General features: G+C 54.3%; 11 protein-coding genes and 2 pseudogenes. 3 read left to right on the top strand and 10 right to left on the bottom strand.

Going from position 1 to position 12,629, the window contains the following annotated elements; translation table 11 throughout:
• Positions 1 to 20 precede the first annotated feature (20 nt).
• Complete coding sequence (locus K5905_RS13780) at positions 21 to 812, bottom strand: HD domain-containing protein (protein ID WP_297584811.1); 792 nt, start codon at positions 810 to 812, stop codon at positions 21 to 23.
• A gap of 83 nt (positions 813 to 895) precedes the next feature.
• On the opposite strand from K5905_RS13780, the gene K5905_RS13775 reads away from it, so the two are divergent.
• Complete coding sequence (locus K5905_RS13775; RefSeq protein WP_297584809.1) at positions 896 to 1,519, top strand: TetR/AcrR family transcriptional regulator; 624 nt, start codon at positions 896 to 898, stop codon at positions 1,517 to 1,519.
• Position 1,520: 1 nt separating this feature from the next.
• Here the strand turns inward: K5905_RS13775 and K5905_RS13770 are convergent, their stop codons facing one another.
• From K5905_RS13770 to K5905_RS13750, 5 genes are all read right to left on the bottom strand, one after another.
• Positions 1,521 to 2,222 (bottom strand): TIGR02117 family protein, encoded by a 702-nt coding sequence (locus tag K5905_RS13770; RefSeq protein WP_297584807.1) that lies wholly within the window; start codon positions 2,220 to 2,222, stop codon positions 1,521 to 1,523.
• A 21-nt stretch (positions 2,223 to 2,243) separates the two neighbouring features.
• Positions 2,244 to 3,047, bottom strand: coding sequence for an amino acid ABC transporter ATP-binding protein (locus tag K5905_RS13765; protein WP_297584805.1), 804 nt, complete (start codon positions 3,045 to 3,047; stop codon positions 2,244 to 2,246).
• A gap of 70 nt (positions 3,048 to 3,117) precedes the next feature.
• A complete protein-coding gene (locus K5905_RS13760) occupies positions 3,118 to 4,269 on the bottom strand; it encodes an amino acid ABC transporter permease (protein ID WP_297584803.1) in 1,152 nt (383 codons plus the stop codon).
• A 12-nt stretch (positions 4,270 to 4,281) separates the two neighbouring features.
• Positions 4,282 to 5,499: an amino acid ABC transporter permease gene (locus K5905_RS13755; protein WP_297584801.1), complete on the bottom strand. Its 1,218-nt coding sequence runs from the start codon at positions 5,497 to 5,499 to the stop codon at positions 4,282 to 4,284.
• A gap of 230 nt (positions 5,500 to 5,729) precedes the next feature.
• Positions 5,730 to 6,749, bottom strand: a complete 1,020-nt coding sequence (locus tag K5905_RS13750; RefSeq protein ID WP_297584799.1) for an amino acid ABC transporter substrate-binding protein — start codon at positions 6,747 to 6,749, stop codon at positions 5,730 to 5,732.
• Between the two features lie 461 nt (positions 6,750 to 7,210).
• On the opposite strand from K5905_RS13750, the gene metC reads away from it, so the two are divergent.
• Entirely contained in the window at positions 7,211 to 8,389 is a 1,179-nt protein-coding gene (gene metC / locus K5905_RS13745) for a cystathionine beta-lyase (protein WP_297584797.1), read from the top strand.
• A gap of 69 nt (positions 8,390 to 8,458) precedes the next feature.
• On the opposite strand, the gene K5905_RS13740 is transcribed toward metC, so the two are convergent.
• From K5905_RS13740 to K5905_RS13725, 4 genes and pseudogenes are all read right to left on the bottom strand, one after another.
• A complete protein-coding gene (locus K5905_RS13740; protein ID WP_297584794.1) occupies positions 8,459 to 8,773 on the bottom strand; it encodes a lipid-A-disaccharide synthase N-terminal domain-containing protein in 315 nt (104 codons plus the stop codon).
• 74 nt (positions 8,774 to 8,847) lie between these two features.
• Positions 8,848 to 9,599, bottom strand: a pseudogene (locus K5905_RS13735) (glycosyltransferase family 2 protein).
• Positions 9,596 to 10,507: a phosphatase PAP2 family protein gene (locus tag K5905_RS13730; RefSeq protein WP_297584791.1), complete on the bottom strand. Its 912-nt coding sequence runs from the start codon at positions 10,505 to 10,507 to the stop codon at positions 9,596 to 9,598. Before K5905_RS13730 ends, K5905_RS13735 begins: the two are co-directional and overlap by 4 nt.
• On the bottom strand, positions 10,491 to 12,350 hold the full coding sequence (locus K5905_RS13725; RefSeq protein WP_297584790.1) for a glycosyltransferase family 39 protein: 1,860 nt from the start codon (positions 12,348 to 12,350) through the stop codon (positions 10,491 to 10,493). The genes K5905_RS13730 and K5905_RS13725 overlap by 17 nt, the downstream gene beginning before the upstream one ends.
• A 179-nt stretch (positions 12,351 to 12,529) precedes the next feature.
• On the opposite strand from K5905_RS13725, the pseudogene K5905_RS13720 reads away from it, so the two are divergent.
• Positions 12,530 to 12,629 (top strand): annotated as a pseudogene (locus tag K5905_RS13720) (phosphodiesterase); the annotation flags it as partial.

The raw sequence follows: 12,629 nt of genomic DNA, 5'->3' as shown, positions 1-12,629 counted from the left end.
TCTCCAATAGACGGAAACCGTCATTCCCCTGCCTGCGGTAGGGCTTTGGACTGTTGCCGACTTTTGACATTTTTGTTCAAACCGATCAGGAAATCTCCCCTGGAACCACTCAGGTGGTGACCGGGCCAGATTTCCAATTCGTTTGTCATGTCTCCTTTCGGATGTTCCTTGAAGATCCTATTGCGCACTGATTTGCCAATCCGGCGGCGACCCATGCCGAAGACGTCACACATGGCACCTCGGGACAGAAGATGAGCTTCCGCACCGTGTAGCCTGTGCGATACATAGGCATTTAGGTGCAGTCCAATTGCGTCGGCAATCTTCCTCACTTTCGCGCGGTCGTGCCCCTTGCCTACAAGATGATGTTTGCAGCGCTCCGCGCCGTAAACGACAAAGCAGCAATCCTTGGGTTCTGACGTTCGCCCGCGTGCGAGACCGACATCGTGGAGGATTGCAGCGGCAAACAACATCTCCCGGTCGACATCCAGATTTCGGTATCCGCCAAGAAGCATTGCCCAATAGTAGGTTCGCCAACTATGGCGCATCAATTCCAGGCTCTGAACATTATCCGCAAAATCAAATGCATCCCGCACCAAGGGCGTGTCGGGAGGCTGCAATCCATCCAGATCGACACCGTAGGCATTGATCAGGCCCAACCTGTCGAACACAGCATCTCTCGCCTCCAAAATGGAAATCCGTGCAAGGTTCAAGAGAACTTGGAGTTTTTCACCGCGCGTCAGGCGTCCCTTACCAAATTGGCCCGAGCGCTTGCCCCATGCCACGGTTCCCAAAGCTGCATTTTTTTCCGGCATCTCGAAAACGTCTCCATAACTCTTTTTTGTACCATATCGCACAAAAATAGACATGTCGAACTTTTTATGCGAAACGGTAAAAAATGAAAACAGAGACCAAACGTGGTCGTCCACGTAAATTTGACGAGGATGAAACACTCGACCGGATCATGTTGCTGTTCTGGAAGAACGGTTATTCGGCAACAAGCCTCGATCAGATCGCTGAAACAACCGGCCTCAACCGGCCGAGCCTCTATGCTGCATTTGGCAGCAAGAAAGCCATGTATCTCAAAATCATCGAGAGATTCGCTGACCGCATGCATACCTATTTAAGGCAAGCGGGTATGGAAACTGAAGGGGCGGCACCAAGACTCAAGGCGATCATGGCGGCAGCCATCGAACTTTATACCGGACAAACTGAGTTGAACGGTGCGCCTTACGGTTGCCTGGCAATATCAACCCTGCAAAGCGAAGCAGTGGAAGACGCTGACTTCCGACAAGCCCTGGATAGGGTAATCACGCGTATGGACAAGGGTATTGCAAGCCTGATCCGGCATGAAACACGAGATTCGCTGACCGAAAACGAAGTCAGGGAAGCGGCTCAACACCTCGCTTTGATCTTGCACGGTCTTTCCATTCGCGCTCGCGCAGGAGAAAACCCGGAAGCCTTAAAGATCCTCGCGGAAAGCGCAGTCGACAAGATTCTGCCTGGCACCTCGCATGGCTAGCCTAAAGTGAATTGTGCAATTCAAGCGACCATTTCAGCGTCGTTGGCAATGGGGTCCATAAACCGGTTTTGACCCCGGCTTCCCGCAACATTCGTGCTGTCCACGTATTACAGCCCATGAAAGCGTTGAAACCGCCGTTCGCCGGAAAGAATACATCATGTGCATCATATGCCGCGCCTGCGATTGCACGTGGACTTTCACCGTTCTTCTTTTGAAAACTCTTTTGAATTTCAGTCAGCAACTTCGCAAAGTTGCTATCTGTCAGATCAATGGCCTGAACATCGTTCGCGTCTGGTGGAATATTCCCCGCCCTGCGAACATGCATTACCGACCGATCCCAAGTGAGTGCATCCAGAACGGGTTTGGCCCTTAGGTCTGCCCAGGTCGGTGTTTCGATATAAAATGAGCGGCTGCCCCATCCCAGAATGATCCAGAAAACTCCGGGGTGATCGAGTTCCAGTCCTTCTGCGGATACAAAGGACAGGGATTTCAAAACATCAGCATCTGCCGGAAGTGCGATGTCCGTATGGATCGGGTTGGACAAGACCAGAATACGCCTGGTGACTGCTTTTGTATCCTGATCGCCGGCCTGCGATGAAATCGTAAAAGGCCTCGGCACGAGCGTGCCGAGGCCTATTCCAACAGATACGAGCAAGACAACAAAAACGACCCCAAGAAGTATCCCGCGGAATATTCGTGTCATCTTTTCTGTATCATTCCCTGATCAGTGATGCAGGATCTGGCTAAGGAACAATTTCGTGCGTTCGTGCTGCGGATTGGTGAAGAACGGCTCTGGCTCGTTCTGCTCGACTATCTGTCCGGCATCCATGAAGATCACGCGGTTTGCGACCTTACGGGCAAAACCCATTTCGTGAGTCACGCACAGCATGGTCATGCCTTCTTCCGCAAGACCAACCATGACGTCCAGCACTTCCTTGATCATTTCCGGATCAAGCGCGGATGTCGGCTCATCAAACAGCATGATTTTTGGGCTCATGCAGAGCGAACGGGCAATAGCCACACGCTGTTGCTGACCACCGGAAAGCTGTCCGGGATACTTTAATGCCTGCTCAGGGATCTTGACGCGCTCGAGATAGTGCATCGCGATCTCTTCAGCTTCCTTTTTCGGCATCTTGCGCACCCAGATCGGAGCCAGCGTGCAGTTTTCAAGAATTGTCAAATGCGGGAAAAGATTGAAGTGCTGGAAGCACATACCGACTTCACGGCGAATCTCGTCAATCTTTTTCAGATCGTCGGTCAGTTCGATGCCATCCACCATGATCTGACCGGCCTGGTGTTCTTCCAGTCGGTTGATGCACCGGATCATAGTGGACTTTCCTGATCCGGAAGGACCACAGATAACGATACGTTCTCCCCGCATCACTTTCAGATTGATGTCACGCAATACGTGGAAATCACCGTACCACTTGTTCATGGTCTTGATTTCGATCGCCACGTCCGTGTCGGAGATCTTCATCTTCGAACGGTCGGCGGCAAGCTCTTCCGCGTTTACAGCATTCTCAGTCATGAGTTCTTTACTCCAGAAATTCGTGAAGCCGGGGCGCTGCGTTCAACCCGCGCGCCCCGGAAACAAGGCTTTAACGTTTGTGTCCCGTATGCAGCTTCTTCTCCATGAATATGGAGTAGCGTGACATGCCGAAGCAGAAGACGAAAAACACAATCGCCGCAAAGAGATACCCAGTATGGCCTTGGCTAGGCGTCGACCAAGTCGGATCTGTAAAGGACGACTGAATCTGGCCGAGAAGGTCGAACATGCCGACAATCAGAACCAGGGTCGTATCCTTGAAAAGTCCGATGAATGTGTTGACGATACCAGGGATCACCAGCTTCAGCGCCTGCGGCAGAATGATGAGATACATCATCGGCCAGAAACGCAGTCCCAGAGCCATGGCCCCTTCATACTGTCCCTTCGGGATTGCCTGCAAACCACCGCGAACGACCTCTGCCATGTAAGCCGCAGAGAACAGCGTCACACCGATAAGCACACGCAGCAACTTGTCGAACGTCACTCCTTCCGGCAGGAAGAGCGGCAACATCACTGAAGACATGAAGAGAACGGTGATCAGCGGAACGCCACGCCAGAACTCGATAAAGATAATCGAGACCAGCTTGATGATCGGCATTTTCGAACGGCGACCAAGAGCCAGCGCGATGCCGAGCGGCAAAGATGCAACAATCCCTGTCACGGCAATGACAAGTGTCACCAGAAGACCACCCCAGACGGCTGTCTCAACGATCGGCAGGATAACCGTACCGCCGATAACCAGACCGGTCAGCAGGAAGTAGGCTACGATCGGAAAGATCACCAAAAAGAGGATTGCGTTGGTGCGCTTGTACGGCGCGCTTGGGATTGCAAGCGGCACGAGCAACAATGCGAACAGAGCATAGACAATGTTCACACGCCAGACTTCATCGGTCGGATACCGGCCATAGATGAACTGTGGAAAATAAGCTTCCACATAAGCCCAGCAAGCTCCGCTGTGCCCGCCGTCCTGAGGCAGGCAGGCTTCACGATTGTCACCGGTCCAAACCGCATCAATGAACGCAAACTGGATAAAGGGTGCGATGATTGAGTAGGCGATCAGAATACCGACAACCGTCAGAGCCGTGTTGCCAATTGACGAAAACAGGTGCTGCCGCATCCAGCCTATGACACCGGTGGTCGAGACCGGCGCCGGCAGAAGCGGCGCCTCCTCGGTTCTTATATGAAACATGCTTTGGTTTGACATGATGTGCGCTCCTTACCGTTCCACGAGCGCCATGCGCTGGTTGTACCAGTTCATGAATGCCGAAGTGATCAAGCTGAGCGACAGATAGACCGCCATCCAGATGCCAATGATTTCGATGGCCTGACCGGTCTGGTTCAGAACGGTACCACCAACAGAAACAAGATCCGGGAAAGCGATCGCCACAGCAAGTGACGAGTTTTTGGTCAAGTTCAGATACTGACTGGTCAGCGGCGGGATGATCACGCGCATTGCCTGCGGAATGATCACCAGACGCAAGGTCGGCCCGTGACGAATTCCGAGTGCGTGTGCAGCTTCCGTCTGACCGTGACTGACCGCCTGGATACCTGCACGAACGATTTCCGCAATGAACGATGCGGTGTAGATCGACAACGCAAGCGTCAAAGCAAGAAATTCAGGGATCAGGTTGAACCCAACATTGAGTTCAAATCCACGCCGAAGCATCGGTCCGGTTTCAACAAAGTTCGGATGTTCCAGTGTCATCGGCATACCGGTAACCAGATATGTGATGACAGGAAGTCCAATGATCAGACCGAGCCCGGTCCAGAGCATCGGGAATTGCTGTCCAGTTGCGTCCTGACGCTTGCGTGCCCATCTTGCGATCAGATAGGTCGCGACAATGGCGATTATCAACGCATATCCGATGAATTCGGCACCGGGTTCCCAGATCGGCTTGGGACCACGCAAACCTGCGATGTTCAGGTGAAAGTAGTCGAATAGGAAGGACCACTTGTCCCGTTTTCCGGGAACGGCGCGAAGCACCGCGAAGTACCAGAAAAAGATCTGCAGCAGCAGTGGCACATTCCGGATCAGTTCCACATAGCAGTAAGCCAGCCGACTGATCACGAAGTTGTTGGACAACCTAGCGATCCCGACGACGAACCCAATCAAGGTCGCCAGGAAGATGCCGACAACCGCCACAAGGAGTGTATTCAGAAAGCCGACGAAAACCGCCTGACCATAGCTCGAAGTCTCCGAGTACGGCGCAAGCGACTGAATGATGCCGAAACCGGCAGTATTTTCGAGAAAACCCCAACCCGAGGCAATGTTCTGCCTTTCCAGGTTGGCGATCGTGTTCGTAACGATGACGTATCCCAGGGTCACCAGCGCGACGATTAATACCAACTGGTAAAAAAGGCCACGGGCTTTGGGATCGTTCAACAGCGAAGCACGCGCCGGCGCCCCCGCCGAGTCCTGCTCCATTACTGACATAGAACCTCGCCCAAGTTTTACGGAAAGAGCCCGGCTCGAAGCCTCTCCTCTTTCACGTCAATAACCGCTTCTGCTGCGCGCTTTCATGCGCGCTCCCCTATCGGCATTTGAAACGGTTTGTTCCCCCCACGCGATAACCGGTATATTCCGGTTTTTAGTGCGTGGAATTAATTGAGGGTTCCGGCAGTGCAAGCCGCCGGAACCCCTAAAATCCTCAGGTTAAGTGAGGATTAGCGAACCGGCGGAGCGTACAGGAAGCCGCCTTTGCTCCACAGTGCGTTCACGCCACGGGAGATGCCGAGCGGAGTGTCCGGACCAACGTTGGCATTGAAGGACTCTTCGTAGTTACCAACATTCTTGATGATGTTGTAAGCCCAGTCATTGGAAACGCCGATGGCTTCACCAAACGCACCTTCAACGCCAAGAAGACGTTTTACGGATGGGTTGTCGGAAGACTTCATGTTGTCGACATTCTCGGACGATACACCAAGTTCTTCAGCGTTGATCATCGCGTTCAGCGTCCAGCGAGCGATGTTGAACCACTCGTCGTCACCCTGACGTACAACCGGACCCAGCGGCTCTTTGGAAATGATTTCCGGCAGAACCATGTGGTCGCCCGGGTTGGTCAGTTTCAGGCGCTGAGCATACAGGCCGGAAGCGTCAGTCGTGTAGACGTCACAACGTCCAGCATCATAAGCAGCAACAACCTCATCGGCTTTTTCGAAAGCGACGATTTCGTACGGCATGTTGTTCGCACGGAAATAGTCGGCAACGTTCAACTCGGTGGTCGTGCCGGTGTTGGTGCATACAGATGCGCCAGACAGTTCCAGTGCGGACGTAACACCCAGGTCCTTGCGAACCATGAAGCCCTGACCGTCGTAGTAGTTCACGCCAGCAAAGTTCAGACCCAGCTGAGTATCGCGGGACATGGTCCAGGTGGTGTTACGGGACAGAACGTCAACTTCGCCGGACTGCAGAGCGGTGAAGCGCTCTTTAGCGGACAGCGGAGTGTACTTAACAGCGGACGCGTCGCCGAATACCGCAGCAGCCATTGCGCGGCAAAGATCAACGTCGAGACCGGTCCAGTTCCCCTGAGCGTCCGGATTGGAAAAGCCCGGGAGACCCTGGCTCACGCCACACTGGATGAAGCCTTTTACTTTGACGTCTTCCAGCGTCGTTGCACCAGCAGCCGTCGTTGCGGCGACGCCCATGGCGGCACCGATTACGAGCGGAAGGATTTTTTTGGACATGGATATGCAGCCTTTATTTGTTACCCATACTTTTTTTTATGTCGAGATAAACCGGAAGAATTCCTCTTCGTCTCACGTTTCGGACGATTGCCAGCCTTTACAGCCGCTTCCTCCAGAAAACTTCGGTTCCACTCAACGATTCCATACGATGGCATTTAACCCCTCGGGTCAAGTACTTGGTGCAGTTATCTCGTCAAATTTCTCTAGCTCGCAGCGAGTTACTGCATTGGGCACTGCACAAACAGCGAACATGTCTAAAACGAAATCAGTCAATGCCTAAAAAGGCTTCAATCCATTTAGCTAGGCCAAATTCTGCGTTAACGATAAAGTTAAAATTCTCCTGAAATTGAGCGTAGAAAAGCTCAACCACAACCAGGTTGCGGGTAAATGCGGTTTGGCTAAAGTGTCAAACACTGACGGGCACTCGCCCGCTTAACTCCCAAACACACCAACGAGCCTTCATGTCCAACACAGAAAACAAGACGCCTCTGAAGCCTGATACGCAACTTGCCCACACAGGTCGGGATTCGCGCGGCTTTCACGGTTTCGTCAATCCGCCAGTCGTCCATGCCTCCACGGTTCTTTATCCGGATGTCAAAACCCTGGTCACAGGGGGACAGACCTATTCTTATGCGCGGCGCGGAAATCCGACAACGGACTCTCTGGAAGGCGCGCTCAAGGAACTTGAAGGCGCGGCTGGCGTAAAGCTGGCCAACTCGGGACTGAATGCCGTTGCGCTGGCAATTCTGTCCTGCGTCAAGTCGGGCGACCACATCCTGATTGCCGATACGTCATACCAGCCAACCAGACATTTCGCCGACACTGTCCTCCCCAATTTCGGCGTGAAAGTTGAGTATTACGACCCGAAGCTGGCGGCAAACATCAAAACACTGTTCCGACCGGAAACGACAGCAGTCTTTGTTGAAGCGCCCGGCTCCCTAACCTTTGAAATGCAAGATGTTCCTGCCATTGCAGCCGTCGCACACGAAATCGATGCCACGGTTCTGATGGACAATACCTGGGCCAGTCCCCTTTATTGCCGCCCCCTGTCCCTTGGTGTTGATCTCTCAATTCAGGCGGGCACGAAATACATCGTCGGTCACTCCGACGCGATGCTTGGGACAATTGCGGCAAGTGAAAAAGCCTGGGACAACCTTCATGCCGTTTGCGGCGCAATGGGCAGTCACGTTGCTCCGGACGACATCTATCTCGGTCTGCGCGGATTGCGAACGCTCTCCGTGCGCCTTGAAAGACATCAACGGAATACATTTGAAGTCCTGAACTGGCTCAAGGATCAACCACAGATCGGCGCGCTCAGATACCCAGCGCTTGAAACAGATCCTGGCTATAAAATCTGGAAACGCGACTTCTCCGGAAGCAGCGGTCTTTGCGGTTTCGACTTCCGCCAGGGCACCACAAAGGAACAGTCTTTTGCGTTCCTTGATGCACTTGAGCTGTTCGGGCTTGGATTTTCCTGGGGTGGCTTTGAAAGCCTTGCTATTCCGGTAAAGCTTAAAGGTTCCCGTAGCGTGACACCTGTCGACGAAGACCGGCATATGGTCCGGCTGCATATCGGCCTGGAAGATCCGGAAGACCTGATCAGGGATATGGACCGCGCCTTGAAAAAGGTCTTTGGATAAGTTGTTCTAAATGCAGCCGGTTCACCCGGCTGTAGTCCTGCCGAAAGTGCTGACGACAAACTGACGAGCTCAGATGGTCGGATCCTGTCGTTTTTCTTTGTGGATCAGCCACAGATTTCGGAAGTAGATCAGAAGCCCCAGCCCCTGCCCCGCGATGAAGACCGGGTCCTGACGCTGTATGGCATAGATCAGCAGCAATGATCCGCCGGCGATGGAAAAGAACCAGAAAGCGACAGGCACAATGGAACGGCCAACCCGCTCCGATGCGATCCACTGAATGACAAATCGCATCATGAACATGCCTTGAGCAAAGAATCCCAGGATGATCCAGAAATCGAACTGTTCTATGAAGACGGTGTATAGCCAGTCAAAAAGAGCGTTCATTGCGCGTGTCCAATTTGTTACGTCGGGTCCGGCACCCGTTACTCAACTCAGATGAATTTCAAGTCGGATTTCAATCAGGTCAGTGGCCGTACTGACGGAATTTTCTTGCGGCGCCGACGGAGCCAAACAGATCGAGGACACCGACCAGTGCCCTGTCGAATATTCCGTATTTCGACGTTCCGTGGCGTCGCTGACGGTCCTGCACGTCGATATGAACGACGCCATATCCCTCGCGGATCACCAGGGCAGGCAGAAAACGGTGCCAACTGTCGAAGTAAGGCAATTGCAGAAACACTTCCCGCCGCAGGGCTTTCAGTCCGCAGCCACTGTCACGGGTGTTGTCCTTAAGGATCGCCCCCCGAAGTTTGTTGGCGAACTTAGAAGCATAGCGCTTCGCAAGGCTTGCTTTTCGTCCGAGCCTCTGACCCGCTGCCAGAGCGGCGGCAGGTCCGGCCTCTTCAAGTGCATCCAAAAGCTTGGGAATATAGGCCGGATTGTTTTCTCCGTCGCCGTCAATTGTCGCCACAACGTCGCCACGGGCATGCTGCACGCCTGTGCGAACCGCGCAGCTTTGGCCGCAGGACATTTCGTGCCTCACGGGCCGCAGCCAGTCGTGGGTTGCTGCATAGTCCTGCAACACTATGTCGGTGCCATCCGATGACCCGTCATCAATAACGATGACCTCGAAGCGCCGTCCCTCGAGCGCTGCTTCAATTTCGTCAAGCAGGATCGGAAGGTTCTGCGCTTCATCCTTGGCTGGCACCACGACGGTGACAGCCAATGACCCCTTGTTGGCTGCCAGGCCTTCCAGATAGCTTTGTGTCATGAACTCGTCCGTTCTGTATCGCCCGCCTCACGGCTCTCCTGCACCACCAGGTCGGCACCCCGCTGACCGCGCAGGACCTGCCAGACCGCACGCGCACAAGCCTTAGCGGATCGGGTATTCATGTTCGGCTCAATTTTGCCGGAAGAAGAAATGTGAAATCCAATTCGCCGTCGCGCCATCGACCTGACGGTGAAGAACGTAAACGCCATGCCAAGCAAAGTGCCTGCGATCACATCGCTGGGATAGTGCGCGCCAACCATGACCCTGCTGAATGCCAACCAGAAAGCCGCAACGATGATAAGCCAGCGATAGGTTGGAAAAATGAACGCAAGCGCAGTTGCAAGCGCTGCCACCGTCGTGGAATGGCCTGAAGGAAAACTTGTATAGGTTCCATCAAAGGCCAGAAAGTCGAAACGCACTGGGCCAACCTCTTCATAGAGCTTGGGACGTGCACGCCCAAGCGACCATTTGAAGGCAATCGCCAGAAGCCCGGTCGCAGCCACCGAATAGAATATGAACGCCGAATAGGTAAAGACCGACCCGATCGCCATACGTAACCGGAATGCGTACTTGCCGGCATCCAACGCCAGCAGTGCGAGGCAGGTGATACCTGTCGACACAAGGATCCAGTCCGCCTTGCCGAAATCCGTGAATGCCCGGAAAGCGGACCGGTATTCCCCGGGCAAGGACCGGAGCCAGGGATAGGTCGGCACATCAAAGGCGACAACGGCGATCCCGACCGTCAGAAGCAAAACTGCCAGGATATCCTGGGGCCGTTGCCCCGGAGGCAACGGATCAAGATTGTGGGTGGCTCGCTCCTTGCGGCCGGAATACAGCAGCGCGGCACGTCGAACATTTCCGCGCATGCGCGCGAGGACCCGCCAGACCTTTTTATTGCTGTTCGTCATTGCCGTTATCTGTACCTGTGACCGAATTTGCGTTCTGATAAAGCGCGATGTCGACGTCGTCACCACCATTGATGTTGAGGCCGTCTACCCTCTTTCGAACCTCCGGCACAAGACCAATCTCCTTGGCAGCGTTCAAAAACGGCTGTTCTTCCCGGCTTTCTATCGCTGCGACCCTGCATATTTCAGGATTTGAACTGTCGGAGTGAGCGAGAAACTCCGCCGCTCCTTTTGGAGAAATTATCCGGGTTTCGGTTCCTTCCAGAAATATGAAACTTGGCTCGTGGAAGCCCGATGTGACCACTTGGCGTGTCGTGCGATCATGGCAACCGGGTATGTCGTCAAGAGCTGCCACTAACCGCGGGCTCACCCAGATTGGCGTGAGCGCCGGCCCGACAAATCCCCATACACCAACTGCAACGAATATGGCCGTCAGGATGACGGCAGGGAACGCATAAAGGGCAGGACCGCGAAGCAGACGCGATGCGGCGGCAATTGCGCAAACAGCACCAAGCGCGACCAAAACAGCTCCGGGAGGCGATGGCCATACACCGAGCACGAACGGCCCAACGAACGCCGCGACAGCCAAACCAACGGCCGGCACAGCCAACAGGATTCCAGCCGTCCAGCGGATCCAGGCCCTGGACTGTGTGCCCGCACCTTCCATCAGAGCAGCAGCAACAGGAAGAGCCAGTGCCGGAAGGAGCGGCATTGTGTAGTGTGGCAGTTTCGTTGAAACGAGTTCGAAAACGATCCAGCTTGGAACGAACCAAGCCAGTGCAAACACGACCAGCGGACTTTTGCGTTCGCGCCATATCAATGGCAACGCAATCAGGAAGAAGGCAGGCAACGGCCAGAACACACCGAACATCGCCCCAAGATGGGTAAGCGGCGGTGCCCCGTGGCCTTCCTGGCCTTGCCCAACCTTACCCAGCAAGTCCTTGCCTATAGCTTCGGTGAAAAAGGTTCCGTCCGTCGCGATCCAGATAGCAACGAACCATGGGGATACAAGCAGCAGGAACCAGACAAACCCGATCAGTGGCGAAGCGGCCTTGAACCAGGCAACCTTACGGCGCAACACCATCAAGCCGACCACAGTCAGTCCGACAACCATCGGCCCAACCGGTCCCTTTATCAGCACACTTGCGGCCAGGGCCGTCCAGAACAGCAGGCCCATACCCCACTGTCTTGTGCCATTCTCCTTCAGCCAGATCCGCGCCAATGCGCCTTGAGCAATAACAATTGCCGCAAAAAGCATCGCGTCGGTCTTGGCCAGACGCGCCTCGACGCCAACTATGATCGCAAGAACGACAAAACCGCTGACCAGAAGCGCCCCTGCGGGGCCCATGAAGGCCCTGGCCATCCAAAAGGTGGCGAGCACGCTGATTATTGCGCCAATGACAGAAGGCAGCCGGTAAACCCACAACGGTGCGTCGGCGCCGTAGCCCGTCAGTTTTGCCGCCCCGGCCTGAAGCCAATAGATGCCGACGGGTTTCTTGTGACGCGCCTGATCCTGAAAGCGGATGTCGATGTAATCATCCGTTTCCAGCATCTGTTTTGTGGCTTGCGTGAAGCGCGGCTCATCCCTGTCCAGTGGCGGAACAGTCCATTGTCCCGGCACAAAAAGTACAAGAGAGAGAAACAGCAGCAGAAAGGGAGCTGTGATGTCGTGTCCGAACACCTTCAACCAGATCGGCTTGCGCATCGTTTGACCGGGTGCACTTGCACCGGTCGTCCGGTTGCCCGTCTTGCCGGTATTAGCGGTGCTTGCTTCCCCTGCTGTTCCAGCGGGTTGCGTTGCCCCTTCCGGGGCATCAGCGGACTCATTGTCGGTTTTGTCTGACATCAACTCATATAATCCGGATCGTGCGGCGGGTCGTCCTAACGGTGAACCCTAAAACTTGAAAGGTTTCTCCTACATGAGCTTTTCGAAAAGGGAAACAAGTGCTTGCCCTCTCCTGCCGCTCGAGTATCGTCCCAGCTAAAGAAATTCGTATTGCGACGACACTTCAATCAGGAATTCCAATGACTTTAATTGCTCAGATAACAGATTTACATCTGCGTCCAAGAGGCCTTGCCTGCTACCGGGTTTCCGACACGAACATGTTTGCCGATCGTGCAATCC

Source organism: Roseibium sp. (assembly GCF_025698965.1).
Lineage (GTDB): Bacteria > Pseudomonadota > Alphaproteobacteria > Rhizobiales > Stappiaceae > Roseibium.
Note: the sequence above shows the minus strand (reverse complement) of the source record. Positions and strands in the feature narration are given on the sequence as shown.